At 64.0% G+C, this 25,765-nt stretch carries 21 protein-coding genes and 1 tRNA gene; 13 read left to right on the top strand and 9 right to left on the bottom strand.

Going from position 1 to position 25,765, the window contains the following annotated elements:
- Positions 1-157: 157 nt before the first annotated feature.
- Positions 158-1,720: a L,D-transpeptidase gene (locus QY049_RS25015; protein ID WP_258765409.1), complete on the top strand. Its 1,563-nt coding sequence runs from the start codon at positions 158-160 to the stop codon at positions 1,718-1,720.
- Between the two features lie 31 nt (positions 1,721-1,751).
- Here QY049_RS25015 and QY049_RS25010 read toward each other — a convergent pair whose 3' ends face one another.
- Together QY049_RS25010 and QY049_RS25005 are read right to left on the bottom strand one after the other, a co-directional pair.
- The gene (locus QY049_RS25010) at positions 1,752-2,564 is read right to left on the bottom strand and encodes a class I SAM-dependent methyltransferase (protein WP_258765410.1); all 813 of its coding nucleotides are present in this window, start codon (positions 2,562-2,564) and stop codon (positions 1,752-1,754) included.
- A 98-nt stretch (positions 2,565-2,662) separates the two neighbouring features.
- Positions 2,663-3,202, bottom strand: coding sequence for a VOC family protein (locus tag QY049_RS25005; protein ID WP_258765411.1), 540 nt, complete (start codon positions 3,200-3,202; stop codon positions 2,663-2,665).
- A 202-nt stretch (positions 3,203-3,404) separates the two neighbouring features.
- Between QY049_RS25005 and QY049_RS25000 the strand changes: the two genes are divergently transcribed.
- The 6 genes from QY049_RS25000 (at position 3,405) to QY049_RS24975 (ending at position 9,062) form a co-directional block, all read left to right on the top strand.
- Entirely contained in the window at positions 3,405-3,956 is a 552-nt protein-coding gene (locus tag QY049_RS25000; RefSeq protein WP_194477547.1) for a carboxymuconolactone decarboxylase family protein, read from the top strand.
- Between the two features lie 243 nt (positions 3,957-4,199).
- On the top strand, positions 4,200-5,042 hold the full coding sequence (locus QY049_RS24995) for a shikimate dehydrogenase (protein WP_258765412.1): 843 nt from the start codon (positions 4,200-4,202) through the stop codon (positions 5,040-5,042).
- A 20-nt stretch (positions 5,043-5,062) separates the two neighbouring features.
- Positions 5,063-5,896, top strand: a complete 834-nt coding sequence (locus QY049_RS24990) for an amidohydrolase (protein WP_258765413.1) — start codon at positions 5,063-5,065, stop codon at positions 5,894-5,896.
- 24 nt (positions 5,897-5,920) lie between these two features.
- A complete protein-coding gene (locus QY049_RS24985) occupies positions 5,921-7,078 on the top strand; it encodes an ABC transporter substrate-binding protein (protein ID WP_258765414.1) in 1,158 nt (385 codons plus the stop codon).
- A gap of 90 nt (positions 7,079-7,168) precedes the next feature.
- Complete coding sequence (locus QY049_RS24980) at positions 7,169-7,753, top strand: HutD family protein (RefSeq protein ID WP_258765415.1); 585 nt, start codon at positions 7,169-7,171, stop codon at positions 7,751-7,753.
- Between the two features lie 100 nt (positions 7,754-7,853).
- On the top strand, positions 7,854-9,062 hold the full coding sequence (locus QY049_RS24975) for an adenylate/guanylate cyclase domain-containing protein (protein WP_258766892.1): 1,209 nt from the start codon (positions 7,854-7,856) through the stop codon (positions 9,060-9,062).
- A 150-nt stretch (positions 9,063-9,212) separates the two neighbouring features.
- Here QY049_RS24975 and QY049_RS24970 read toward each other — a convergent pair whose 3' ends face one another.
- Positions 9,213-9,842: a PRC-barrel domain-containing protein gene (locus tag QY049_RS24970; protein WP_258765416.1), complete on the bottom strand. Its 630-nt coding sequence runs from the start codon at positions 9,840-9,842 to the stop codon at positions 9,213-9,215.
- A gap of 191 nt (positions 9,843-10,033) precedes the next feature.
- Here QY049_RS24970 and QY049_RS24965 point away from each other — a divergent pair, with 191 nt between their 5' ends.
- Entirely contained in the window at positions 10,034-10,831 is a 798-nt protein-coding gene (locus QY049_RS24965; RefSeq protein WP_258765417.1) for an adenylate/guanylate cyclase domain-containing protein, read from the top strand.
- A gap of 217 nt (positions 10,832-11,048) precedes the next feature.
- Here the strand turns inward: QY049_RS24965 and QY049_RS24960 are convergent, their stop codons facing one another.
- Positions 11,049-11,360 (bottom strand): hypothetical protein, encoded by a 312-nt coding sequence (locus tag QY049_RS24960; protein WP_194477540.1) that lies wholly within the window; start codon positions 11,358-11,360, stop codon positions 11,049-11,051.
- A gap of 142 nt (positions 11,361-11,502) precedes the next feature.
- The gene (locus QY049_RS24955; protein ID WP_258765418.1) at positions 11,503-12,531 is read right to left on the bottom strand and encodes a glycosyltransferase family A protein; all 1,029 of its coding nucleotides are present in this window, start codon (positions 12,529-12,531) and stop codon (positions 11,503-11,505) included.
- A gap of 1,500 nt (positions 12,532-14,031) precedes the next feature.
- Here QY049_RS24955 and QY049_RS24950 point away from each other — a divergent pair.
- Both QY049_RS24950 and QY049_RS24945 read left to right on the top strand, forming a co-directional pair.
- Positions 14,032-15,846 (top strand): ATP-dependent endonuclease, encoded by a 1,815-nt coding sequence (locus QY049_RS24950; protein WP_258765419.1) that lies wholly within the window; start codon positions 14,032-14,034, stop codon positions 15,844-15,846.
- Complete coding sequence (locus QY049_RS24945; protein WP_258765420.1) at positions 15,843-17,117, top strand: ATP-dependent helicase; 1,275 nt, start codon at positions 15,843-15,845, stop codon at positions 17,115-17,117. The genes QY049_RS24950 and QY049_RS24945 overlap by 4 nt, the downstream gene beginning before the upstream one ends.
- A gap of 514 nt (positions 17,118-17,631) precedes the next feature.
- On the opposite strand, the gene QY049_RS24940 is transcribed toward QY049_RS24945, so the two are convergent.
- The 4 genes from QY049_RS24940 to QY049_RS24925 all read right to left on the bottom strand — a co-directional run bounded on the left by QY049_RS24940 (position 17,632) and on the right by QY049_RS24925 (position 21,411).
- Positions 17,632-17,707 (bottom strand) — tRNA-Ile (locus tag QY049_RS24940).
- 337 nt (positions 17,708-18,044) lie between these two features.
- Complete coding sequence (locus tag QY049_RS24935) at positions 18,045-19,019, bottom strand: tripartite tricarboxylate transporter substrate binding protein (protein ID WP_258763027.1); 975 nt, start codon at positions 19,017-19,019, stop codon at positions 18,045-18,047.
- A gap of 179 nt (positions 19,020-19,198) precedes the next feature.
- Positions 19,199-20,413 carry an ABC transporter substrate-binding protein gene (locus QY049_RS24930; RefSeq protein ID WP_258763025.1) on the bottom strand — a complete coding sequence of 405 codons (1,215 nt, stop codon included), beginning with the start codon at positions 20,411-20,413 and terminating at the stop codon, positions 19,199-19,201.
- Between the two features lie 104 nt (positions 20,414-20,517).
- Positions 20,518-21,411 (bottom strand): helix-turn-helix transcriptional regulator, encoded by an 894-nt coding sequence (locus QY049_RS24925; protein ID WP_258763024.1) that lies wholly within the window; start codon positions 21,409-21,411, stop codon positions 20,518-20,520.
- A gap of 395 nt (positions 21,412-21,806) precedes the next feature.
- On the opposite strand from QY049_RS24925, the gene QY049_RS24920 reads away from it, so the two are divergent.
- From QY049_RS24920 to QY049_RS24910, 3 genes are read left to right on the top strand one after another with little or no spacing between them, the layout of a single operon-like run.
- Positions 21,807-22,640, top strand: coding sequence for a substrate-binding domain-containing protein (locus QY049_RS24920; protein WP_258763023.1), 834 nt, complete (start codon positions 21,807-21,809; stop codon positions 22,638-22,640).
- A 54-nt stretch (positions 22,641-22,694) separates the two neighbouring features.
- On the top strand, positions 22,695-23,801 hold the full coding sequence (locus tag QY049_RS24915) for a molybdopterin-binding protein (RefSeq protein WP_301270078.1): 1,107 nt from the start codon (positions 22,695-22,697) through the stop codon (positions 23,799-23,801).
- A gap of 13 nt (positions 23,802-23,814) precedes the next feature.
- On the top strand, positions 23,815-25,764 hold the full coding sequence (locus QY049_RS24910; RefSeq protein WP_258763018.1) for a molybdopterin biosynthesis protein: 1,950 nt from the start codon (positions 23,815-23,817) through the stop codon (positions 25,762-25,764).
- The last annotated feature ends 1 nt before the right edge of the window (position 25,765 follow it).

The raw sequence follows: 25,765 nt of genomic DNA, 5'->3' as shown, positions 1-25,765 counted from the left end.
CCTTCCGCCGGAACGGACCCTCGTATATGAGAGTTTCGTCGCCGGAACGGACTGAATATCGCCGGAAACGGAACAGATGGTGGCTGCGATTTCTTAATCCAAAGATCGCAATCTGATCGCTGATGGACCAAGTACGGACAGGCAACCGGGGAATGGCATGAAAGACCTGATGACGACGGCGCAAGCCAATGGAGCGATGCGGCGTTGCGGGGCTCCCGGAATTGTGATGTTCGCGGCGGCGCTTGCGCTGGCCGTCCCCGGCGTCGCCCTTGCCGCCAAGCAGCCGCGCCAGACCGCCGAGGCGGTGGCACCGCGCGAGGCCGGCGAGCCGATCATGGCGATCGTGTCGATCAAGAGCCAGCAGGTCACGTTCTACGATTCCGAGGGCTGGATCCTGCGCGCGCCGGTCTCCACCGGCACGACCGGACGCGAAACGCCCGCCGGCGTCTTCGCCGTCGTCGAGAAGGACAGGGACCACCACTCGACCATGTATGACGATGCCTGGATGCCGAACATGCAGCGCATTACCTGGAACGGCATCGCGTTGCACGGCGGGCCGCTGCCCGGCTACGCGGCCTCGCATGGCTGCATCCGCATGCCCTTCGGCTTCGCCGAGAGCCTGTTCGACAAGACCAATATCGGCATGCGGGTGATCATCTCGCCGAACGACGCCGCTCCGGTGGATTTCGCGCATCCCTCGCTGTTCGTGCCGAGCAAGGAGGCCATTGCGGCGGCCCCGGCGCGTGCCGACAAGCTCTCCGCCGAGGCGGAGGTGGCCGCGAGCGCGGCCGATGACGCCAAGAAGGCGGCCGTCGCGGCAGCGAAGGATGCCCAGTCGCTCCCGGCGACGCTGCGCAAGCTCGAGCAGCAGAAGGCCCGCGCCGATGCCGAGAACGCCTATGCCGACAAGCTGGTTGCAAATGCCAAGAGCGACCAGGCCAAGGCCAAGGCCGACGAACTGAAGCAGAAGGCCGCGACCAAGGCCGCCGATGCCGCTAGCCAGCTCGACGCCGCCAAGGCTGCCGCGCAGCCGAAGCGCGACGCGGTTGCCGCGACCAAGGAAGCGGCCAAGGTCGCCGCGGCCAAGAAGGCCGATGCGGTGAAAGCCGCGACCGACGCAAAACTCGCGCTCGGGCCGGTCTCGGTCTACATCAGCCGCGCGACGCAGAAGCTCTATGTCCGGCGCAACACCCACAAGCCGGCGCCGGATGGCGGCGGCGAGGTGTTCGACACCAGCATCGAAGTTCCCGTCACCATCCGTAATCCCGACCAGCCGATCGGCACGCACATCTTCACCGCGATGGCGAAGAACGACACGGGCCTGCGCTGGAGCGTGGTCTCCATCGACGACGGCGACAACGCCAAGGACGCGCTCGACCGCATCACCATCCCGCAGGAGGTATGGGATCGCATCGGGCCGACCGCCATGCCGCGCTCGTCGATCATCATCTCCGACGAGCCCTTGAGCGCCGAGACCAACTACCGCACCGAGTTCGTCGCAGTGCTGAGCAACCATCCGCAAGGTGGCTTCATCACCCGCAAGCCGACCGCACCGTCCGTCGAAATGGCCAGCGACGATGGCTGGGGCGGCGGCTTCGGCGGCAATAGCTTCTTCTTCTTCGGGCAGCGCGATCCCGCCCCGCAGCCGGTCAATCCCCGCCGGCGCGGCCAGTACCAGTACTATCAATCGACGCAGCCGATGCAGCGGAGTTTCTGGTAGGCGCGTGGCGAGGGCGTAGCGACTCCTGCCGCTACGGCCTTGCCGTGATCACCAGGGCCTGAATTTTGGCCTCGACCGGTCCGGGTCCGTGGCGTTTCCGGATCGCCTCGGCCACCGCGTCGGTTGCGGCCTCGAGCCTGCTCGCATCCCTGGCCTCGATCTCGCCGCGCAGCGGCGTGCCCTGGCAATACGCGATCGCCACATATTCCGCGGAGGGCCCGCGGCTCGTCGCAGTCACCGTTTCGATCGATATGTCCTTGAAGCCCGCGCGTTCGAGATCGGCCCTGATGACGGCCTTGTCGTGATAGCCGTGCGGCGTCCGCGCCATGAACAGCGGCGGATTGTCGGGGAACATCTTGCCGAGCGTGACGGTTGCGTCATCCGCGAACACATTGTCCTCGATCCGGTCCCACACGCCGAGCAGGTACGTGCCACCAGGCTTCAACACCCGCTTCGCCTCGGCATAACCCTTGCTGCGATCCGGAAAGAACATGGCGCCGAACTGGCAGCAGACGAGGTCGAACACCGAGGCGTCGAAGGGCAGCGCCAGCGCATCGGCCTGACGCCAGGTGATGCGGGGATCGTCAACCTGGCGCTGCTTCGCCACCTCGAGCATCGGCTCGTTCAGGTCGGTCGCGACGTAGCGGACACCCGACGGCAGCAGCGCCGCCGCAGCGCGCGTCACAGCACCCGTGCCGGATGCGATCTCCAGCAGGTCCGAGGGCGACAGCGCGGCGATGCGCCTGGCAAGGTCGTCGGCGTAGACGGAGAAGATCAGCGGAACCAGATATTCGTCGTAGAGCTTCGGGACCGAGCCGGCGAAAACCTTGTCGGTGCTGGACATGCTTGCCTCGCTGAAGGTTCAGACACGAGACTCATGTTACACAGATCGTCCTTTCCGGCGCCAGCAGGGATCCGGAGAGCGCGCCTACCACTTCGCGCCTACGACTTCGCGCCGCCGACCTCGCGGATCGGCCGCGAGCCGTCCCAGTTCAGAGCCGCCTGCCGCACCCTTTCGAAGAACGGGCCCTTGGTGCCGCTGATGTCGGAGATCTCGATGATCGTGCCCGGATGGGCCTGCGTGTCGAAATAGGCGAAGCGCCCCTTGTCGCCGCCGATCTGGCCCTCGTGGCCGACCGTGTAGCCGAGCCCGATCGCCTTGTCGTAGAGCGCCTGGTAGTCGTGGCTCCAGTAGGACATGTGCTGGAGGCCTTCGTGGCCGGCGTCGAGGAATTCCTTGTACAGCGAAGGCGCATCGTTGCGCTGCTGGATCAACTCGATCTGGAGATCGCCTGAGTTCGCCAGCGCAATGCTCATCTCGACGGAAGAGTCCCGGCCGCGGTGGCGGAACCAGTCGGTCGTGACGCGGTCCATGTAGTACCAGGGACCGACACCCATCACCTCGATCCAGTGCGTCATCGCGGCCTGGATGTCCCGCACCACATATCCGTTCTGGCGCACCGCGCCGAAGATGCGGCTCATGCCCACGCTCCCGTTCGCAACCTGCTCACTTGACCTCGATCGCTCGACTTCAATACTTGCTCCAACGAGCGCGGCCCGGCAAGCTCGGCGAGCCGGCTGGAGGAGGCGCGCGAGGCGATCGACCGCTATCTCGCCTCCTTCCCGTCGCTGATTGCGGCGGGCAATGATGCCAACGAGAAGAGAAAAACCAAGGGAGAGAATCGTGGCAAGGCTGCCCCTGATTGATCCGGAAGCGACGAGCGGCGACATCCGCGCCTCGTTCGACCGCATGCCGGTCAAGCTCAACATCTTCCGCATGATGGCCCATGCCGAGGCCAACATGATCCCGGCGATGCGGCTCGGCAATTCGATCCTGCACAAGCAGAAGCTTTCGGCCGTCAACCGCGAACTGCTGATCCTCCAGGCCGCCCAGCTCGAGGGCGGCGCCTATGAATGGCGCCAGCACGTGCCGATCGCGCTCGGCGTCGGCTGCACGCAGGCCCAGATCGATGCGGTCGAGCGTGGCGATTACGATGCCGTCGCGCTGAACGACGCCGAGCGTGCGCTGCTCAAGTTCGGCCGCGAGGTGGTCGAGAACGTCCGCGTCCCCGAGGCGATCTTCGCCGCCGCGCGAAAACATTTCAGCGACCAGGAGATCGTCGAATCCATCGTCGCGCTCGGCTTCTACATGATGATGGCGCGCGTCACCGAGGCGACCGAAACCGATCTCGATCCCGCGGCCGGCATGAAAGTCTATGACAGCGGCAGGAGATAGGCGGCCGAGATGACGGAGGCCGAGCGCCGGGCGGGATGTGAGACGAGGCGCGATGCCTCTCCGATGTCGTCCTGGCGAAAGCCAGGACGACGGAGAGATTGGGCTGGCTTCTGCGCCATCTGCGGGCCTTGCCCACCCCCAAATTCACATTGCGCCTGCTAGCCATTCCCTCTAGATGTCTTGTACATATGACCAAATAACATGGTCGTACGCCGAAGGCGTGTCAGGGACGGGAATCGCAGCATGTCGCAGGCGGATGGGTTTGGGCTGGCGGGCGTCATCGGCATGCCGGTCGCGCATTCGCGCTCGCCGGTCATTCACAATTACTGGCTGAAGGCGCACGGCATCCGCGGTTCCTATGTGCCGCTGGCGGTGAAGCCGGAGCGCCTCGCAGATGCGCTTCGCGGCCTGGTCGCGCTCGGGTTCCGGGGCTGCAACGTCACCATGCCGCACAAGCAGACGGCGATGGCGCAGCTCGACCGTGTCAACGAGACCGCCAGACGTATCGGCGCCGTCAACACCATCGTGGTCGAGCAGGACGGCACGCTGTCCGGCTTCAACAATGACGGCAACGGCTTCGTGCAGAGCCTGCGCGACGCCAAGGCCGACTGGCGCGGCGATGCCGGCCCCATCCTGCTGCTGGGCGCGGGCGGCGCCTCGCGTGCGGTCGTCGTCGCGCTGCTGGAAAACGGCGCGCGCGAGATCCGCATCGCCAACCGCACGGCCGAGAAGGCGGAAGCGATCGCGACCGAATTCGGTTCCGCCGTCAGCACCGTCGCGTGGGACGATCGCGCGGCCGCGCTCGGTGACGTCGCGCTGCTCGTCAACTGCACCGATCGCGGCATGGTCGGCAAGAGCGCGCTCGAGATCGACCTGTCGCGCTTGAAGCCTGCAACGCTCACCGCCGATCTGATCTACACGCCGCTGGAGACGCCGTTCCTGGCCGAGGCGCGCGCGCGCGGTTGCGCCACCGTGAACGGGCTCGGCCTGCTGCTCAACCAGGCCCGGCTTGCCTTCAAGGCCTGGTTCGGCGTCATGCCCGACGTCACGCCCGAACTGATCAAGGCCATCGAAGCCACGTTCTGAACCGCGCGGGGAGCTTTGCCATGACACTGCCGGCGGGCCCCAAGGTCGACTGCCACATTCACGCGCTCGATCCCGTTCGCTTTCCCTACGGCGCCGACACGCCGTACCGGCCGAGCGGGCAGGAGATCGCGACGGCCGCGCAGCTCATCCGCGTGTTCGACGCGTTCGATGTCAAGCATGCACTCGTCGTCGCTACCAACACCGGTTACGGCAGCGATAGTCGCATCCTGCTCGATACGCTGGAGCAGGGCGGCGGCCGCTTCAAGGGCGTCGCCGTGGTCGAGAACGACGTCGACATCCGCGAACTCGAAAGATTGAAGGCGGCCGGCGTCATCGGCGTCGCCTTCAACGTGCCGTTCCACGGCGCCGATTACTATCGCCACACCGCGCCGCTGCTCGAGAAGCTGGTAAGCCTCGGCCTGTTCCTCCAGATCCAGGTCGAGCAGGATCAATTGCTCGACTTGCTGCCGCTGATCGACAAATCGCAGGTCCGCCTGGTGTTCGACCATTGCGGCCGGCCACCGGTCGGGCAGGGAGTCAAAGGCAAGGCGTTCCAGGCGCTGCTCGCAATCGGCCGCGAGCGCGAGGCGCATGTCAAACTGTCAGGCTATTACAAGTTCTCGCAGCAGCCGCATCCGTACGAGGACACCTGGCCATTCATCGCCGCGCTGGTCGAGGCTTTCACGCTCGATCGCTGCGTCTGGGGCTCGGATTATCCGTTCCTGCGCGCGGCCGAGCGGCTCGACTACGGGCCGCTGCTCGCGGTGCTGACAAGATTGTTTCCGGATCCAGGCGACCAGCAGCGCCTGCTGTGGCGAACGCCGGCGAAACTGCTCGGCTTCGACGCGTCATAAACAAGAAAGCAAAGGGAGGACATCATGAAACATCTTGCAGGCACGCTCGCCATCGCCTTGGCGGCAGCACTTTCGGCAGGCGCGGTCCGCGCGCAGAGCACCGTCTACATCCCCGATGTCATCGAACTTTCCGGCCCCGGCGCCGTCTCCGGCACCAATTGGCGCGACGGCGTTTCGCTCGCGGTCGACGAGATCAACGCCGCCGGCGGCATTCTGGGCCGTAAGATCCAGACCGAGCATCTGGACACCCAGAGCAATCCCGGCATCTCGCGTGCGCAGGTGCAGAAGGTCCTGGACAAGAATCCCTACGTGGTGCTCGGGCCGATCTATTCCGGCTCGGTCAAGGTCAACATGGCGCTGACGCAGCAAGCCGAGATCCCGCAGATCGTCGGCGCCGAGGCCGCCGACATCACGACGCAGGGCAACCCGTGGGTGTTCCGCACCGCCTTCGGCCAGCAATTCTCGATGCCGAAGATCGCCAACTATCTGCACGACAAGCTGAACGTGAAGAGCGTTGCGGTGCTCTGGGTCAACAACGATTTCGGCAAGGGCGGTCACGACAATTTCGTGAAGGAGATGAAGGCGCGCAACATCGAGATCGCGGCCGATATCTCCACCGAGCAGGGCCAGGTCGATTTCGGCTCCGACGTCATCAAGCTCAAGGGCGCCAAGGCCGATGCCGCCTTCATCTACACCAACGAGGAGGAGAGTGCGCGCTTCCTGATCGAGGCGAAGCGGCAGGGCCTGTCGACGCCGCTGTTCGGCGAAACCACGCTGCTCAGCCAGAAGGTGGTGGAGCTCGCCGGCCCCGCCGCCAACGGCGTGCGCGGCCATGTCGGCCTCTCGGCGGACGCGCCGGTGCCGGCAATCCAGGAATTCGCGAAGAAGTTTTCCGCGCGCTTCAAATATCTGCCCGATCATAACGGCATCAAGGGCTATACCGCCGTCTACCTCGTCAAATACGTCACCGAGAAAATCGGCAAGTTCGACAGCAAGGCGTTTGGCGCGGCGATGAAGGGCCTGACCCTGACACCCGACAAGGCCCCGGGCATGCTGATGGAAGCAAGCTGGGACCAGAACGGCGACATCGACCGCGCCAGCTTCCTCGCCGAGATCGTCGACGGCAAGCAGAAGATCGTGGAGACCTTGCCGAAGCTGAATGGCGGGAAGAGCGGGGGATGAAAGGCTCGTGAGAACGAGGCGCCGCTCGACGCCAAGGCGTGAGACGATTATTGATGCGCGGGTGATCCTCTCCTGGGACGCCCGCAATTCATGAAAACCACGCTGCTGAAATCCGAAGACTACACCCGCTCGCCCTGGAAGAACGGCGGCGGCATCTTGACCGATATCGCGGACGCGCATCGGCCAGGTGCGGCGGTGAAGGATTGGGACAGCCTGCTGTGGCGCTTCGCCTCGACGCCGATCGTGGCGCCGGGGCCTTTCTCCTACATGCCTGGCATCGATCGCTTGCAGATGGTGATCGCCGGGCGCGGGCTGGTGTTGAAGGCGCCGGGCCAGGAGTTCGACGAGCGCGAGCCGTTCACCACCGTGCGCTTCACCGGCGAGATGGAGATCGTCACCGAGCTGGAGGCCGGCCCGGTCGAGGTCGTCAATCTGATGGCGCGGCGGGGTGCGGCGGAGATCGAGCTGGCGGCGCTTGGGGAGCCCGGCGAGCGGCTGCTGACCGCTGGCACGCATCTGGTCTATGCGGTGTCAGGCGATTGCGGCATTCGACTCAATTCCGAGGCATTTGTCATCCCCGCCGGCAGCACGCTGAAGATCGAGCTGACGGAGCCGTCGAAGCTCGCGCTCGTCTCGGGGCTCGCCGTGCTGGGGTCGATTCGGCCCGCCGGCTAGAGGGCGATCGTGCGAATGCGCACAATCCGTGCAACTGGCTAGGTTGACGCGGCTCGTTCGGGACACGATATCTGCCCGGATGAAGACCGAAGGCCAGGATATGCACGCGCCAGACAGGATTTCCGCTGCCACGCAAGCCGACGGCGTCGTCGACTGGCTGACCAACGGCACGCACAACGAGCGCTTCATCGACAACATCTTCGCGGAAATGTGCATCCGCATCCAGCAGGCCGGCATTCCGCTCAAGCGGTCGACGCTTCACGTCCTGATCCAGCACCCGCAATGGCTGGGGGCGCGTTTCATGTGGTCCGACGGCATGCGCGAGGCGGAGATCGCGCGGGTCGATTTCGACGTGCGGGAACGCTCCGAATATATCGGCAGTCCCGCCAACGAAATGCAGGACGGCGCGACAGAAGTACGCGAGAATCTGGAGCAGGATCCCGCGCGCGGCCGCAAGCATGCGCTCTATGACGAGATGCGGGCGACGGGGCTGACCGACTATGTCGCCTGGCCGCTCTACCACACCCTCGGCAAGCGCCATCTCGTCACCTTCGCAACCGATCGGCCCGGCGGCTTCGATGCGGCACACGTCGCCGCACTGAAGAAATTGCTGCCGGTGCTGGCGCTGGTCAGCGAGATCCGCATCAAGAATCGCCTGGCGCGGACGCTGCTGGAGACCTATGTGGGTTCCCATGCCGGCGAGCTGATCCTCGCCGGTGCCACCCGGCGCGGCACCGGCACGACGGTGCGCGCCGCGATCATGATCTGCGACTTGCGCGACTTCACGAAAATCTCCGACAACTGGCCGCGTGACGACGTCATCGATCTCCTCAACGATTATTTCGACGCGATGTCCGACCCGATCGCGCGACACGGCGGCGAGATCCTGAAATTCATCGGCGACGGCCTGCTCGCGATCTTCCCGCTGAGCCAACCCGACGCCTGCGCCAACCTCTTGCGCGCCGTCACCGAGGCCCGTAAGGCCATGGCCGCGCTGAACGTGCGCAACGACGGCACGGGCCGCGCGCCGTTGAATTACGGCATCGGCGTCCATGTCGGCGACGTCATGTACGGCAATATCGGATCGTCGAGCCGCCTCGACTTCACCGTGATCGGTCCCGCCGTCAACATGGCCTCGCGGCTCGAGGCGCTCACCAAGCAGATCGGCAAGAAGGTGCTGCTGTCGCGCGACTTTGCCGAGCTCGTGGCGCCGGAGTTCGCGCTCGAGCGGGTCGGCCAGCACGCGGTGCGCGGTTTCAGTGAGCCGATCGAGCTGTTTGCGTTTGAGCCGGGCGAACGCGCAGACTAACGGCGGCGCCGATATCGCGTCCTCGGCCGGCCCGGCCTCGCCGCCCGTAGCGGCACTGTCTCGGCGGCCAACGGGGAGAAGCCCCGGGGATCCGGGGCCTCTCCCAAGGCCGGACGGTGGGGAAGAGGTATGCTGACCTCGGCGACCGGGCTAGGTCACGCTGCCGCCCCAGCGGCCGCTGTACTTGAATTCCGGCGCCGACTTGAGCTGGTCGGCCGTGGCGCTCATGCCGGCGTGCCACTTGTTGTCATTGTAGGTGACGTGAATCGCCGAGGGGGCGACCGCGACGTAATGTTCGCCCAGCCCCAGGAACCCGCCGACGGACAGGATGTAGGCGTTGGCGTGGCCGCTATGGTCGAGCGCGATGTCCTTGATGGTGCCGATGTCCTTGTTGTCGTTGTTGTAGACGTCGAGACCGATGAGCTTGGATGCAATGTCGTCGGACTTCTGGACGGTGACGTAGTCGCCGGCATTGCCGGGGCGAGCCGCGCTGGTGTTCTGATCCGTGGCGCTCGGATGGCTGTCGCTGACGGTGATCATCTCGGCGAAGCTGTCCGGCCCGATCGACATCCTCACCGGATTTCCGTCGCTATCGACAGCCTTCACGTCGAACGAAGTCGGCGCGAGCCTGATGTCCCTGTATCCGGATTTTTGCAAGGTCTTCGTCACGTCCTGCCGGATGTCCGACGCTTGCGGAGTATTGTCCTTGTTGGACGCTGCCCACGCCGCAGAGCCCAGTGCGATCGTGGCGGTGGTCGCAAGTAAGATGGCAACACGCATTGTACGTTCTCCCTGTCGCTCAAAAGTTCATCCTGCCTTCGCAGGATCAACGTCACGGAAAATCGCCGGTTGCATGAAATTTTGATCAGGTTGGGAGGGGCAGGGGGTGATGGGCGCTGCTGTTGCCAAGGTGCGGGCGTCCAACTACGCTTCAGCTCCGCCAAAAATGGTCCAGCGATCGCCGCTGCGTCATGCCCAAATTCCTTCGCATCGGTCTGCATCAGTCGAACGTCTCAGGGTACACCTCGAAGGCGTGGTGCGTGCGGCGGGTCGGCTCGGCGGTGTTCCTGAAATGGGGCGCGGTCGAGGTGCAAGGCGCCGGCAAGGGCCGCAAGGTCTCCTGGACGCATCTGCCGCAGGAGAAAACCATCCGTTGCGGCACCGCGCAGCGCGCGCAGGACTACACCAAATCCGCGATCGCACGGCGGCGCAGCCATGACTACGAGCCGCTGAGCGGCGCCATCGCGACCCGGCGCAAATCCGCGAACGGCAGCGCCGACCTCAAGCAGGCGCTCGCCACGATCCTGATCGTCGACATCGTCGGCTCCACGGCAAAGGCCGCGAAGCTCGGCGATGCGCGCTGGACCAAGGTGATGGGCCTCTATTACGCCGCGGTCCGGAAAGAGTTGAAGTCGTCGCGCGGCAAGGAAGTGGTGACGACCGGCGACGGCGTGCTCGCGACCTTCAAGGCGCCGGCCGCCGGCATCAATTGCGCAACCGCGATCCAGAAGGCCGTGCGTACGCTCGGCCTCGAGATCAGGGTCGGCCTGCACGCGGGCGAATACACGATCAGCGGCGGCGAGATGGTCGGTCTCGCATTCCACATCGGCACCCGCGTCGCCGCCAAGGCGCGCGCCGGCGAAGTCCTCGTCTCGAGCGCGGTGAAGGACCTGCTCGCGGCGCAATCCCAGATCCGCCTCAGGGATCACGGCAGCCATCAGCTCAAGGGCGTGCCGGCGCGGTGGCGGCTATACCGGGTGGAAGGTTAGGCGGGCGCGCCGCGCGCGCCGGAGAGGTGACCGACGCTGGCGTCGACCGCGATCACTGGACCGAGACAAGATGGCAGCGCCGCTGGTGTCGCTGAAATCGTCGGGATGCTCCGAGCCGCGGCATTCCCTGGCGCCAGGCTGGTGCGAACCTGGCGCCGCCTGAAAGGGCCTTTTCGCAACGAAAGAGGCCGCCCTGACGGCGGCCTCTCCTCTGTTCTCACCAGCGACCGGGACCAACGCCGATCGTGACATCAGGGCCGTCATATCCGCGGTCGTAGTAGCCACGGTCGTAATAGCCGCGGGCCGGCGCCTGATAGTAGCCGTAGCTGTCGCGCCACCTGGCGTGGCGATGGCGGCAATTTCCGACGCCGGCCATCAACTGGCCGCCACTCATGGCGGGGCCTTCGGCGCCGACGGCCATGTTGCCCGAGCTCGTGCAGGGACCCGGGCCTTGAGCGAAGCTCGGGGTTGCCACCGTGGTCACGGCGATCGCCGCGGCGATCATGCCGACACATGGAACAATCTTCATGTCTGTTCTCCAGTTGCGAGCACCACCAACGGCGCGCAGCTTTCGATGTTCCTGCGATGGGCGATGTTGCTCGCGGCAGTTTGACGGGCGGCCCGATCCGGCTTCCGCTCCGCTTCAGCCACGCGGCCGCGCGGCAACGAGCTCAGCTCGACATCAGCGTGCGGGCGGCGCGGGCAAGGCGGCGGCCGACGGTCTTCTGCCGAAGCGCCTCCGTCCAGTCGAACATGCTTGAATTGACGTCATAGTCGCCCCGCTGGGCGTCCGGTATCGCACCGGCGACGACGCGAGCGATCAACTGTGGCAATTCGCGATAGAATGTATCGGTGCGGTACGGCGGATGCAGCGAGTAGAGCCCGGCGCCCGAACCGAGAAAGTCGATCCGCGAGAGTTGCCTGCGCAGCATGGCGGCGGAGATGATCTCCTCGGCCGGCATCGTCAGCGGCGACTGGTGGAACAGTCTCGCGCGGATCCGGCGCCGGAGATTCGGGCGCACCAGGTCCAGCGCCCCGATCGACGCGTCGAACCTGACCTGATCGAGAACGAAGATACGCGTGCTCACGGTGCGAAAGCGGTAAGCCGGGTAGGCGGCAGCGAGCCGCTCGGGCGGCTGGACGTGGGTCAAGCCCGGAAACCCGCCGTGCAAATCGCCGAGCGTGCCGTCGGCGCGGGGCGGACCGGGAAGTGGTCCGGCGAACAGTGCGTCGGGCGTGGTCTTGAGCCAGCCGATCGCCTCCTCCAGCCAGACCTGGCTGCCGCCGCCGAACAGCATGTCGCTGTCCATATGCACGACATAGTCGGCGTCGGTCTTCAACAGACCGTAGAAATAGGCATGGAACGGTCCGCCATCGAAGGCCTTTTCCGGATAGACGCGGCTCGTCGAGAAATAGCGCTGCCGCACGGCCTCCAGCGCCGCCGGCGAATAATCGACCTCGGAAATCTCCGCCTTCGGCGACTGCCGCGCGATGGCTTCCAGCAGCGCAAACAGGCGTCCGCGGCACTCCTCGTAGGCGCTGCCGGTGTAGCGGCCGCTCCTGCTCTGCCTGGTGTCGACAGTGAAGACGATGCGATCGACCTGATCGCCCCACACCTCGAGCTGATGCGGAAGCGTGTGAACGACATGGCGCACGTCCAGCGGATGCAAATTGATCTGAAGGGCCGATCTGACCTGCATCTCAACTCTCCTCGCCGGTGTACCGGGTGGTCGCGTTCACGAACGGCTCGCGTCTGAATTCGCCGTCCAGGGGGACGCGGCCAGTTGCGCGACCGGCCTGGATTGGTGCCTCTGTGGTCCTATGCGAAATTTATCAAAGATGGGCTTCTCCAGAAGCCAATTCGCACTGCGTCGTTAATGAACCGCGGCCGATGAACGAGAGATCATGCAGGCGATGCGTTGCTCGACCCGATTTGCCCAAACATGCGAGGGCCGGCGCAGCGGCGCGCTCGGCGCGAAGGGCGGTCACGACTTGCGTCCCCGTAGAGCGTCAATGATTGAGTAACCACTTTTGTTAAGGCGAGTGTGCTGGGAACTGCCGCTGGTTGATCGAACCGGCAAGGCGCATCCGAAATATCCCGGCTGGCGGCCGGGAGCAGCGACCCACGCCGCTGCGATGGCGTCCGGTACTAACCGCCCCATCCCGCAAACGGATTGTGGCCTGGTTCTGGTTGATCATCGTAGTGCGGGGTCGGCTGAGGGCGGGCCGGCGCAGCCGGCGAATAGGCCCAGGCGGCAGCGGGCCCCCTCGTCCAAACGTGGGTGGAGTGAACAGTTGCATGATGCCGATGTCCCTGGGCCGCCATAGCGGCGCTGACCGGTGCGCACAGGACAATCAAAAGGCTCAAGACCAGACCCGATCGCATGGCAATGTCTCCGATGGACCCACGATGAGCAGTTAAGTGAGCCTCGGTCGATGTTCTCGCAATCCGCGGCTGCCTCACGGCGGGTAACATCCGCGGCATCATGCACGGGTTGGCGGTGCAATTCGTGCGAATCTGCAAACCCGTCTTGCCGTGAAGCGTTGCCTGCCGGAGCAATGATCGAGGGAGCTGACGACGGGATCGAGCGACCGGAGACGACCGGCGTGATCGACTTGTTCTGTTTTTCGTCTGCGTTCGATCGCAAGGTGGGATTAGCTTAACCGGGTGTCCATCAAACCGGCATCAGCTCAATTGCATCGATTGGAACGATGGCTCGGCTTGAGTGATGTGGAGTTGCGATGTGCTGGAGTTCGAGGCGGAGCTTGCGGCAACGGTCCGTCTTCGTTTCCGCTTTGCTCCAGCTACGCCGGACACGCTTCGTGCTTCGGGCTCCTGCGTGGCTGCGCCACGCGCAACCCGAAGGGCGAAGCGTGGTGGGCCCGGCAGGACTCGAACCTGCAACCAGACCGTTATGAGCGTGGTTATTTCTCGCTAAATAATTGATTTAATTGATATTTTCCTCCCGATTCTTCCCGCCAAATCCTGTTTATTCCCGTTCATGCTGTGCCCCAAGTGTGCCCCAACGGGCGTGCAGGAAACCCTATAGCTGAAGGGGTTTTCCTCACTATTTCCTGCCAATTCATCGAGATTTCGAGTTGCAAGCTGCGGTTGCGCCGATAATTATCATCCGCGCGACACGTAGCGAGCCGGTGCTAGCCAATGTTCGACCGCTCTGTCAGCATACGAGGAGCCGGCCTTGCGGATTTCGCTTCTGGAGATCAAGAATTTTCGCGGCATTAAGCAGGGTCAACTTCAGTTTCGTGGCCACACCGTTATCATCGGCCCGAACAACAGCTGCAAGACGACAATCATCGAGGCTTTGGCGCTTGTTCTTGGCCGCGACCGTCTCATTCGCACGTTGACCGAGCACGATTTCTTTGAATCTACCCCGCAACCCAACACGCGCATCTCGATCACTGCAACTGTTACTGGGTTCGAGCCGGAAGACTTTACGCAACATCCTGATTGGTTCGGGGATAGACGCGCCGTTCCCGCTTGGTTCGACCCTGATAACGGACGTGTACTGCCTGAGCAGGCAAACGCGCGCCAACTTCTTGCCTGCCAAATGGTGTTCGCGGCGCGGTTCAACGCTGAAACGTTGGAAGTCGAGACAGTCCGATACTTTAATGATAGCGAAGATAGGGACGTATTCGAGGAAGACAACTTCGTCAGCGTGCCGCCGAAACTCATCCGTGACGTAGGATTCTTCCTCGTTCCGGCGAGCCGGTCATGGGATCGAATGCTATCCTTTAGTTCTGAGCTGTTCCGGCGCGTTATCAGGATGGCAGACGGATTGCCCGCCACGACGGTCTTGGATGAACGCGATAAGCTCCGCAGACCTGCCCCGAAGCTCGAAGATGATACGCGTCTTGCGCCTGTAGTGGCGGAGGTTGATGCTGAAATGGCGAGGTTGTTCGGCAGAGACATCCCGCTACGGCTTCGGATCACCGCGACTGACAGTGCAAGCGTCCTGGAAGCGATCACGCCCCATTTTCAAACGGGGGGCCAACTGCCTGTCCCGGCGAAACGGCAGGGGAGCGGCTTGGTTTCCCTACAAAGTCTGTTCCTGCTTCTTCATTTTGGACAACGCCGGATCGCAGACGGTGAGAGCTTCTTTATGGCATTGGAGGAGCCGGAGCTTCATCTGCCACCAGCAGTGCAGCGCCGTGTTCTAGCAAGGCTCCAGGCCTTGTCGACGCAAACAATTGTTACAACACATTCGCCACTGGTTGCCGGGTACTGCGATGCGACGTCGCTTCTGATAGTCCGGAATAACGAGGGTATACTGGACGTGCGTCCAATGCTCGCTAAACCTCTTGAACAAGAGGCGACTAATGCGGTGCGGCGACTGTTTCAAATAAATCGCGTCGAGACCGCGGCTGCCATGATGAACGACTACGTCCTTGTGCCGGAAGGGCGATTGGATTTCGATTGGCTCACGCTGCTACTGCGTGTCGCCGAAGTTGATCGGGACGGCGCGCAGCCCTGCTTGTTTGGCGTTCGGGTTGGAGTCGTTCCAACAACCGATGCCAAGGTTAAGGAGACATGCGAGGTTCTCAGCAAAGCTCACCCAATGGTATGCGCGCTGGTCGACGGTGATGCTGAAGGAAAGCGCTATGCCGATCTACTTGATGCACCTACTGTCGGAGCGAAGCGCGTGCTGCTTTGGCCTGATGGCTGGACCATCGAAGACGTAATTGGCTGGATAATCCAAGCCGATGAAGCTGTGGTGATCGCTCGGCTCAACGCAGATCTAGCAGTCGCCCCGGGCAACCGCGCAACTCTCGTCACTCGCCTCAAGTCCGTTGAGCGCGGCACGCAAGGCCTCAAAGGTGATGGCGTCGCGTACGAAGTGATTGCGAACTCCTTGTCGGAAAGTGCAGCCTGCCGCAACCGCACGCGCGTTGTGTTACATGCAATCGCGGAAGCCTGTGCCGGGGCGGCTACTCCCCGCTTTCAGACTCAAACGCGGGAGCAAGGTCAGATCTCAAGGCTGGTGTTTACACCATGAGCGTGATGGCGTTCGAGGGGCCCGCAGGCTCCGGAAAGACCCATCGGCTCATGGATGAACTGGCTAGCGAACTTCGAGCGCGTCCATTAAATTCCCATCAGCGTGTGCTTGCGCTAACCTTCATGCATGGATCGCGTCGTCGACTCGATGCCCGGCTGCGCACGATTGACGGTCTTACTGGACGTTTCGAAGCCACTACGCTTGATAGCTTTGCGTGGCGGTTGACGCAACGTTTCCGGCGGTTGGTGGCTAGTCTTGGGCGAGCCATTCCGCCGGAGTCTGAGTACTCAGCGACGTGCGCTTTGGCTGCCGCATTGCTGGAACGTCCGGTTGTTCGTGCGTGGATGCGGATGTCATATCCGATCATTGTCGTTGATGAGGCCCAAGACCTCAGCCCCGAACGATCTTCAATGATCGCGGCATGCGCCTCGGAAGGAAAGACATTTTTGGCGTTTGATGAATTTCAGTGTCTCGACGCCACGCTCCTGCCTATCTCAATTGAAACGTGGCTCCGCAATCACTGTGCTCCCGTGTCCCTAACCGGATGCAGGCGCACAAGCGACAGTGAACTTCTCGAGGCCGCACATGCCGTCCGTGAAGGACGAGCGCTCAAGCCGAATGGCAGAAAGTTCAAGATCATCGCAACACCGGGTCATGTGAACTTGGCAGCCACGTGCCTTGCGAACGCGATCGCGTGGAGACAGGGTGGAAATGTTGCGGTGCTTACGCCATCGCGGCAGGGTGGCTTCGCGGAAAATGCTGTGGCACGTGTGGCTCAGGGACCGGTCGGCCGGAAACAAAATGGGCCCTTTAGCGTCGTGTGGGAGAGTAACGACAAGGTCGAATTGCAACAGACATGGGATTTGTTGGGCATCACTGACGACTGTGCGGTTGCAGAGGCCCTTAGTGCCCTCGCCGTCCACCGGAAAAACCCAATAGTGAAGGCAACATACGCGTGGTTAGCTCAGCGGCGCAGCAGGACGGGCCTGGAAACGGTTCAGGCCGCCGAAGTGAAGCGAAGGCTTGATCGGGCGATTTCTCAACGGCGACACTATGCGGGACGAGTGGAAGTTCGGTTCGCCGCTATGAGCATCCAGCAAGCCAAAAACAGAGAATTCGACCATGTGATTGTGTTCTGGCCATACGCAGTTCGGGCTGGCAATGAGCAGAAGCGACGGCTCCTCTACAATGCGATCACACGCGCCAAACGGAGCTGTACTGTCCTAACTCAATCCGCAGAGATGTTGCGCCAACCGCCATTTGTGCCTTAGCAACAGCTTTGGGGGGCGCGAACTGCCGTTGCAGGGCCATAGCAGGCAAGCTTCAGCTAACGTCCGTTCTGAGCTGAAAGCGGGCGTCGGTAACTCAATTGCGAAGGTCGGTTCCTGCATTTTCAACGGTTCAGTGCGGAGATCGTCGGCGGCTGTCGTTGAAGCGGCTTCGGATGAAAAAGTCTGGAGTTCGCTATTTGAATTTCGTGAAAGCAAATGACTGGCGGTGAGTTCGATACATTGCATGTCGCAATTGGTCGCCACACTCGATCGATGCGAACCTGCGAGCAGGCCGTTCCGCACGGTCGTCTTCCCATCGAAGCGCTCGTCGCAACAAAGGAAGTAGCAAAATAGAGAGCGAACGGCTCTGGATTTGCTCGAAAACACTCGAATGCAGGCCAGTCGCGGCGCGTTGAAGTGTGCCGCGAATGAAGCAATGCGTCCACACAGATCAAACCTGTGCCCCAAGCTGTGCCCCGCAAGAATACTCAATTCTTTAAGTCATTGATATCCTTGGTGGGCCCGGCAGGACTCGAACCTGCAACCAGACCGTTATGAGCGGCCGGCTCTAACCATTGAGCTACAGGCCCCGCCGCGAGACGGCTCGCAGGAACGCGCGGCCGGCAACGGTGCGCGGTTCGTTTACAGGGATGGAGGCGGGGGTGCAATGCCGCGGCTGGCGCAGCGAACACCTCGGCGCTGCGTCGAAGATGGTTTTTGAAATACCGAATTTTGCGATGATGCCGTTATGAACCTGTTTTGCCCGACGGGTCAACCGTTTTCCGCGGGCTTTTGATTTTCCCTACTGTAACCCGCTGAAATCGCCTGACTTTCTACTGTGCATGGGGTTGTTTTCGCGTTTTGCCGGGAGGGGACCCTTAACTCCCCTCCGTCCCGCCGCCCGATGGCGGGTCGCCGGCCCGCCGGTCAGTCCACCGAGACCCCGGCGAACTCCACGACCTTGCGCCACTTCTCGGTCTCGTCAGCGACGAGCTTGCCGAACTCGGCCGGCGTCATCGGCCTCGGGATGCCGCCGTTCTCGGTCAGCCGCGCCATCACCTTCGGGTCCTTCAGCGCTTCGTTGACCGCCTTGTTGAGGAGTTCGACGATGTCGGCTGGCGTGCCCTTCGGCGCGGAGATGCCGTAGAAGCCGACCGATTCGAAGCCCGGCACGGTCTCGGCGATCGCCGGCACGTCGGGCAAGGCGGGCCAGCGCTGGGGCGAGGTCACGCCAAGCGCGCGCACGTTGCCGCCGCGCGACTGCTCGAGCGCGGAAGGCAGGTTGTCGAAGATCAGCTGCACCTTGTTGGAGATGATGTCGGGAAAGGCGAGCGCGGAGCCGCGATAGGGCACGTGGATCATGTCGCACTTGGTCATCGCCTTGAACAGCTCGGCCGACATGTGCACCGAGGTGCCGTTGCCGGACGAGGCGAACGAGATCTTGCCGGGGTTGGCCTTGCAATAGTCGATGAACTCCTGGACCGTCTTCACCGGCATCGCGTTGGAGACGACCAGCATGTTGGTGAGCTGCATGATGCTGGCGACCGGCGTGGTGTCGCGCAGGAAGTCGAACGGCAGCTTCTTGTAGAGCGAGGTCGAGATCGCGTTGTTGGGCGCGACGAACAGCAGCGTGTAGCCGTCGGGGGCTGCGTTGATCGCGGCACCCGCCGCGATGTTGCCGCCGGAGCCGGCGCGATTCTCGACGATGAATTGCTGGCCGAGCCGATCCGACAGCGCCTGCGCCATGATGCGCGCGACGATGTCGACCGGGCCGCCGGCGGCAAAGCCGATCAGCCAATGCACCGGACGGTCGGGGTAGGCGGCGGAGGCGGGAGGGGCGGCGGCGAAAAGACCTGAAAGAATGACCAAACCGAAAACAGCATTACGCAAGATTCGCAACATGATGCCTCCCATTGTTCTATTGTCGTTATGGGGCATGCTTTCACAAAAACCGCTCGCTGCCTACATCACCCCGCGTCGACGTTGACGCAGGGGCCTATTCGAAACAGTCCGAGCCGATCGCCTCGCTCGGCTCCTCGAGCTTCGTGCTGACGCGTGAGGACGATCGCTTCAAGCGATCGTCACTTCTTCACCAGCGGACACGCGGGGTCCGGCGGCCCAAACGCCTTGTCGCCGGGGATCTTCGCGAGGATCTTGTAATAGTCCCACGGATATTTGCTCTCCTCCGGCGTCTTCACCTGCACCAGCCAGAGGTCGTGCACCATCAGATTGTCGTCGCGAAGCTTGCCGTTGCGGGCGAAGAAATCCTCGACCGGCGTCTCGCGCATTTTCGCGGCGACCTTGAGCGGATCGTCGGTGCCGGTCGCCTTGATGGCGTTGAGATAGTGGATCACGCTGGAATAGACGCCAGCCTGCCACATCGTCGGCATCTTGTTCATCTTGGCGAAATAGCGCTTCGACCATTCGCGGGTCTTGTCGTCCATGTCCCAATAGAACGACGTCGTCAGCAACAGGCCCTGGGCGGCCTGCAGGCCGAGGCCGTGGATGTCGGTGATCAGCGCGAGCAGCGCGGCCATCTGCTGGCCGCCCTTGAACACGCCGAACTCCGAGCCGGTCTTGATCTCGTTCATGTTGTTGGGCGGACCGGCCGCAATGCCGATGATCTTGGCCTTGGAGGCCTGCGCCTGCAGCACGAAGGAGGAGAGGTCGGGCGTTGCCAAGGGCGGCTTCACCGAGCCCAGCACCTTGCCGCCATTGGCGGTGATGACGCTCGAGGCATCGCGCTCGAGCGAATGGCCGAAGGCGTAGTCGTCGGTGATGAAGAACCAGCTGTCGCCGCCGCGCTTGACCACGGCATCGGCCGTGCCGACCGCGAGCGCGCGGGTGTCGAACACCCACTGCATCGCATAGGGCGAGCAGAACTTGCCGTGGAAATCGGCGGTGCCGGTGGAGTGGGTGATGAACAGCTTCTTCTTCTCGTTGGCGATGTTCTGCACCGCAAGGCCCACGGCCGAGACCGGCACGTCGACGATCAGATCGACCTGGTCGACGTCGTACCAGCGTCGCGCGATCGCGGCACCGATGTCGGCCTTGAGCTGGTGGTCGCCGATCACGATGCTGATCGGCTTGCCGAGCACGGTACCGCCGAAATCGTCGATCGCCATCTGCGCCGCGGTCACCGAGCCCTGGCCGGTCGGCGCGGAGGCCGGGCCGTTCATGTCGGTGAGCACGCCGATCTTGACGACGTCGTCGGACACCTGCGCCGTTGCGGCACCCGACAGCAGCGCCGCCGTCAAGGCGGCCGCGACCGGCAGTCCAAATTTCATTGGATTCACGCTTGTCCTCCCCTGATCCGGCACGTTGGCCGAAAGTTGCCTGCGCCGGGTACGGCCCGGCTGAATTGGTTTCTTTTGCAACTATTTTGGGGTGGGCGTCAATCTCAGCCGGCGAAGCGGATCTGGCCGGCGGGCGAGGGATCGTAGCCGGTCAGCTCCTCGGCGCGCTGGCGCAGCCGCCGCTCGCCGAGGAACCGGATCAGGGCCTGCATGGCGGGGCGGAAATAACTGCGCTGCCGCATCGCAAGATCGAAATTCTCCCAGACCAGCGGCACGAAATCGAGGCCCGCGGACCGCGCCGCGGCGCGCGTCGCGACGCCGCAATCGGCCTGTCCGGCGCGGACCAGCTCGGCGAGATCGGGCCCGGTGAGGGCCGGCGTCTGCACTCGCCGCAAATCCCGCGTCGAGGCGCCCGCGCGCGTCAAGAGCACGTCGAGCAGCATCTGCGCGCCGGTGCCTTGCTGTCGCATCGCCATTCGGGCGCCGAGCGCAAGCACGTCGGCGAGCCCGCGCAGCCGCTTCGGATTGCCCGGCGGCAGCACGAGACCCTGCTCGCGGCGCACGAATGCGACCAGCAGCGCATCGTGCAGGTCCGGTGCGTCCCGCAGCGCCGTCACGCTGGCATCAGCGGCGAGGTTGCCCTCGGCATCGAGGCTGTGGAAGTGCACGGCCACTGCCATTACCTCGTCGCGCTGCAGCCGTTCGAGCCCGCGCGCGCTGCCCTCGGTCATAAAGCCGAGGCCCGAGCCGGATTCGCGCAAGCTCCAATCGAGCAGTTCGTCCTGGCTGCCGCCCACCACCGGCGGCGGCTCCGCCGTCAGCATGCCGGCGGGGCGCGCCATGCCCGACAGCACCCAGAGATCGAGCTCGTGTCGCGGGAAGAGCCATTTTCCGGTCACCTTGGTGCAGGGGATCGCGCCGTTGGTGACGAGTTCGTAGAGCTTGCGTTCGCCGAGACGGAGATAGTCAGCGGCTTCGCTGGTCGTCAGGAATTCCATCCTGCATTCCTATGCAAATTCTTGCTTCTTTTTGACGTTCAACGCAGGTGGAATTCTGCACTTCGAATTTTGTCCGCGCGGACCATGCCCGATGATCTCGTTGCTTTGCAACACATCCTGACGCGTGTTTTGATTTTGGTTGACGATCTTGCGAGGCGTTGATGGTTGCGGGCCTTGGAGCCTGCACTCGTACGCGTGAGTGCAATCGACGTGCCCGTTGGTTGCCAAAACTTCCCGAATGGCGCACTTCGGCTCGACGACCGGCGCATCGCGAGCTTGCCCTTCGGTAAGCCTAAACCCAGCTCTATTTCTTGCTGGCCTCGCGACGGCCGGATCCGTCACGAGTGCGGCGCAATCGATCATCATGATCGGGTCGTTTTCACTGGGAACCCGTCATGGCCGTTCGCCGACTGACCGTTGCAATTGCGTTGCTCTGCGGCCTTGCCCTGGGCATCGTGGCCTCACCTGCCGAGGAGCGCGCGATTGTCCTGGCGTCGACGACGTCGACGGAGGACTCCGGCCTGCTCGACTATCTGCTGCCGATTGTCCGTGACAAAACAGGCATTGCGGTAACGGTGATCGCACGCCGCAGCGACGAGGTGCTCGACGGCGCGCGTAGAGGCGAGGCCGATGTCGTGTTGATGCACGCCCGGCCGCAGGAAGAGAAATTCGTTGCCGACGGTTTTGCCACGAAGCGCTACGACGTGATGTACAACGATTTCGTCCTGATCGGGCCGAAGAGCGATCCCGCCGGCGTGAAGGGCAAGGACATCGCGACGGCGCTGAAGGCGATCGAGGCCAGGGGCGCGCCCTTCGTGACGCGCGGCGATCGTTCCGGCACCCACGCGGCTGAGCTCGCGCTGTGGATCGTCGCCGGCATCGACATCGCCAGCGCCAAGGGCGCCTGGTATCGAGAGAGTGGGCAGGGCATGACGGCCGCCCTCGACGCCGCACGCGGGGCGAAAGCCTATGTGCTGTCCGACCGCGCCGGCTGGATCGCCTTCAGGGATCGCGGCGATCTCGACATTGTCGTCGAAGGCGACAAGCGCCTGCTCAATCAGTACGGTGTCATGCTCGTGAACCCGGAAAAGTTTCCGGACGTCAAGAAGGACCTGGGACAGACTTTCGTTAAATGGCTGGTCTCGCCGGAGGGACAGGCGGCGATCGCCGGCTACAAGGTCGATGGCCAACAAGTGTTCTTTCCGAATGCAGACAAGTCGGCCCGTTGATGGTCGGGGCGCGAGCGGTTGCAAAACCACGCGATGCATGGTCCATCATGAGGCATGACCCAACGCCTGCCGCCCTCGCTGACGCCGCTCGATACCGCGCTCGCTGCGCTGTTGCGCGGCGTTGATCCCGTCATGCCGATCGAATTGCCGTTGGCGGAAGCCGCCGGCTGCATCGCTGCGGGGACGCCGTTGCTGCCGGCGCGGCCGCCGCGCGACATCGCCGCCGTGGATGGCTGGGCGCTCGGCGCCAACGATTTTGTCGGTGCGTCCTCCTATTCGCCACTGCCTCTGACCGAGCTTCCCGTGTGGGTCGACGCCGGCGACGTGCTGCCGGCAGGGTGTGATTGCGTGCTCGATATCGACGCAGTCGAGCTGTCGGGCCCACTCGCCCAGGCGTTGGCGGAGGGCGTTCCGGGGCAGGGCGTCGCGCGCGCCGGTAGCGATATTGCCCAAAACACACCCGCGGCCGCTGCGGGATGTCCCATCGATGCGGTGGCTCTGCTGCTCGCGCGTGTCGCGGGCGCGGACAAGATGAGTGTCAGGCGACCGCGTCTGCGCATCGTCAACGTGCCGGGCGCAACCGCGACGATGCAGATGATCGCAGGCCTCGCGCGCGCAGCGGGATTCGATGTGGCCGCGGATGAGGCCGCTTTGCGCGATGCGACATCGATCGCCGAGGCGCTCGATGTCTCGGCCTGCGATCTCCTGCTCACGATCGGCGGCAGCGGCGTCGGTCGGGCGGATGCTACCGTCACCGCGTTGGCTCAGCGCGGAGCACGGTTCGTCCACGGTCTTGCGCTCCAGCCCGGACGCACCGCAGCCACTGGGCGGCTCGGAAAAGTTCCCGTCCTCGCTTTGCCTGGGTCGCCTGGTCCGGCTCACGCGGTCTGGCTTGCGCTGGTGCTTCCGCTGATGGATCGGTTGTCGGGGCGGCAGCCGCGTCGCATAGCGCCCTTGCCGCTCGCGCGAAAAATCGCGTCCAGCGTCGGCATCGCCGAGGTCGCGCTGCTCGCGGAGGAACATCAGGCGTGGATGCCGCTTGCCGTGGGCGAATGGCCGCTCCAGGCCGTCGCCCGCGCGGATGCATGGCTGCTCATTCCTGCCAATCACGAGGGATTTGCGGTGGGCGAGTCGGTCGATGCTTATCTGATGCGGGAATGATATGGATTCCGGCATGGTGATGATCCCAAAGCCGCCAGACCGCGGCGCGCTCGAGCAACAGCAGTTTCTCAAGATCCTCTCGCGCGAGGAGGCGCTGGCGCGCTTTGAAGCTGCTCTGTTCCCGCGTCCGATCCCGAACGAGGCGCGCAAGCTTGGCGATGCGCTCGGCGCAGCGTTGGCTGAAGACATCTCCGCGCCGATCGATGTACCGCCGTTCGACCGCTCGAATGTCGACGGCTTTGCCGTGCGATCGGCGGATCTCTCAACCGCTGGCGAAGGCGCGCCCGTGCGGCTGGCGCTGAACGGCGAGACCATTCACTGCGGCACCGCGCCCAAGCGGCAAGTGGCGACAGCAACCGCAGCGCCGATAGCGACCGGCGGTCCGCTGCCGCGTGGCGCCGACGCCGTGGTCATGGTCGAACACACCCAGCCGGCCGGCGCAGATGCGATCGATGTCCGTCGCGCGGTCTCGCCGGGACAATTCGTGTCCTACGCCGGCTCCGATATCGCGCGCGGCGAAGCGCTGCTGCGCGCTGGCACGATCATCGGCTCGCGTGAGATCGGCATGCTGGCGGCCTGCGGCATTGCAGAGGTGAAAGTTGCGAGGAGACCGCGTGTCGCTGTCATCTCGACAGGTGACGAATTGGTGCAGCCCGGCGAGGCGCTCCCGCCGGCCGCGATCTATGACACCAATGGCGCGATCGTCGCCGCCGCGATCGACGAGAACGGCGGCGAGGCGATCTTCCTCGGTGCGATTCCCGACGACGAAGCCAAGCTCGAAACCGCCATGCGCTCGGCGCTGGCCGATGCGGACATGCTGGTGCTGTCGGGTGGCACGTCGAAGGGCGCGGGGGACCTGTCCCATCGGATCATCGGTCGGCTCGGCCAACCCGGCATCATCGCCCACGGTGTTGCGCTCAAGCCTGGCAAGCCGCTGTGCCTTGCGGTGTGCGGCGGCAAGCCGGTGGTGATTCTGCCGGGCTTTCCGACCTCGGCGATGTTCACTTTCCACGACATGATCGTGCCGGTGCTGCGCAGAATGGCCGGGCTGCCGCCGCGCTCCGATGCCAAGGTGAGTGCGACCGTGCCGGTGCGCATCGCGTCCGAGCTCGGACGTACCGAATTCGTCATGGTCTCGCTGGTCGAGGGTAAGGACGGGCTGATTGCCTATCCCACCGGCAAGGGGTCCGGCGCGATCACCTCGTTCGCGCAGGCCGACGGCTTTTTGCGGGTCGATGCGCTCGCCGACCAGATGCCGGCGGGCACCGAGGCCGAGGTGACGCTGTTCACGCCTCATGTGCGGGTGCCCGATCTCGTGATCGTCGGCAGCCATTGCACCGGCCTCGATCTCGTCACCGCACCGCTCTCGCATGCCGGCCTCACCGTGCGCTCGATCGCGGTCGGTAGCCTCGGCGGACTTGCGGCAGCGAAGCGCGGCGAATGCGATCTCGCGCCGATCCATCTGTTCGACGACAAGAGCGAAACCTACAACACGCCTTATCTCGCCGATGGGCTCGAGCTCCTGCCGGGCTGGCGGCGCATGCAGGGCGTCGTCTTCCGCAAGGGCGACAAGCGCTTCGATGGGCTCGGCGCGAAGGAAGCTGTCGCGGCCGCGCTCGCCGACCCCGCCTGTATCATGGTCAACCGCAACCAGGGCGCCGGCACGCGCATCCTGATCGACCGTCTGCTCGGCGGCGCGCGGCCGGAGGGATACTGGAACCAGCCGCGTTCGCACAACGCCGTTGCTGCGGCGGTCGCGCAGCACCGCGCCGATTGGGGCATGACGATTGCGCCGGTCGCCCATGCAATCGGCCTCGGTTTCATTCCGTTCGCGGAAGAGCATTATGATTTTGCGCTGGTGACGGCGCGTAAGCAGCGGCCGGCTGTGCAGGCCTTTCTCGATGCACTCGGCTCCAACGTAGTGCGGGCGGCGTTGGAGCGGGCGGGTTTTCGGCCAGCGTAGA

The sequence above is a fragment of the Bradyrhizobium sp. WYCCWR 13022 genome (assembly GCF_030435535.1).
In the GTDB taxonomy this organism is placed as follows: Bacteria; Pseudomonadota; Alphaproteobacteria; order Rhizobiales; family Xanthobacteraceae; genus Bradyrhizobium.
The sequence above is the reverse complement of the archived record's forward strand: the minus strand, read 5'-3'. Positions and strand labels throughout refer to the sequence as shown.

Bases quoted from the DNA above. Each gene is read 5' to 3' on its own strand.
- QY049_RS25015 (WP_258765409.1), top strand. From the start codon at position 158: ATGAAAGACCTGATGACGACGGCGCAAGCCAATGGAGCGATGCGGCGT.
- QY049_RS25010 (WP_258765410.1), bottom strand. From the start codon at position 2,564: ATGTCCAGCACCGACAAGGTTTTCGCCGGCTCGGTCCCGAAGCTCTAC.
- QY049_RS25005 (WP_258765411.1), bottom strand. From the start codon at position 3,202: ATGAGCCGCATCTTCGGCGCGGTGCGCCAGAACGGATATGTGGTGCGG.
- QY049_RS24995 (WP_258765412.1), top strand. From the start codon at position 4,200: ATGTCGCAGGCGGATGGGTTTGGGCTGGCGGGCGTCATCGGCATGCCG.
- QY049_RS24990 (WP_258765413.1), top strand. From the start codon at position 5,063: ATGACACTGCCGGCGGGCCCCAAGGTCGACTGCCACATTCACGCGCTC.
- QY049_RS24985 (WP_258765414.1), top strand. From the start codon at position 5,921: ATGAAACATCTTGCAGGCACGCTCGCCATCGCCTTGGCGGCAGCACTT.
- QY049_RS24980 (WP_258765415.1), top strand. From the start codon at position 7,169: ATGAAAACCACGCTGCTGAAATCCGAAGACTACACCCGCTCGCCCTGG.
- QY049_RS24975 (WP_258766892.1), top strand. From the start codon at position 7,854: ATGCACGCGCCAGACAGGATTTCCGCTGCCACGCAAGCCGACGGCGTC.
- QY049_RS24970 (WP_258765416.1), bottom strand. From the start codon at position 9,842: ATGCGTGTTGCCATCTTACTTGCGACCACCGCCACGATCGCACTGGGC.
- QY049_RS24965 (WP_258765417.1), top strand. From the start codon at position 10,034: ATGCCCAAATTCCTTCGCATCGGTCTGCATCAGTCGAACGTCTCAGGG.
- QY049_RS24960 (WP_194477540.1), bottom strand. From the start codon at position 11,360: ATGAAGATTGTTCCATGTGTCGGCATGATCGCCGCGGCGATCGCCGTG.
- QY049_RS24955 (WP_258765418.1), bottom strand. From the start codon at position 12,531: ATGCAGGTCAGATCGGCCCTTCAGATCAATTTGCATCCGCTGGACGTG.
- QY049_RS24945 (WP_258765420.1), top strand. From the start codon at position 15,843: ATGAGCGTGATGGCGTTCGAGGGGCCCGCAGGCTCCGGAAAGACCCAT.
- QY049_RS24935 (WP_258763027.1), bottom strand. From the start codon at position 19,019: ATGTTGCGAATCTTGCGTAATGCTGTTTTCGGTTTGGTCATTCTTTCA.
- QY049_RS24925 (WP_258763024.1), bottom strand. From the start codon at position 21,411: ATGGAATTCCTGACGACCAGCGAAGCCGCTGACTATCTCCGTCTCGGC.
- QY049_RS24920 (WP_258763023.1), top strand. From the start codon at position 21,807: ATGGCCGTTCGCCGACTGACCGTTGCAATTGCGTTGCTCTGCGGCCTT.
- QY049_RS24915 (WP_301270078.1), top strand. From the start codon at position 22,695: ATGACCCAACGCCTGCCGCCCTCGCTGACGCCGCTCGATACCGCGCTC.
- QY049_RS24910 (WP_258763018.1), top strand. From the start codon at position 23,815: ATGGTGATGATCCCAAAGCCGCCAGACCGCGGCGCGCTCGAGCAACAG.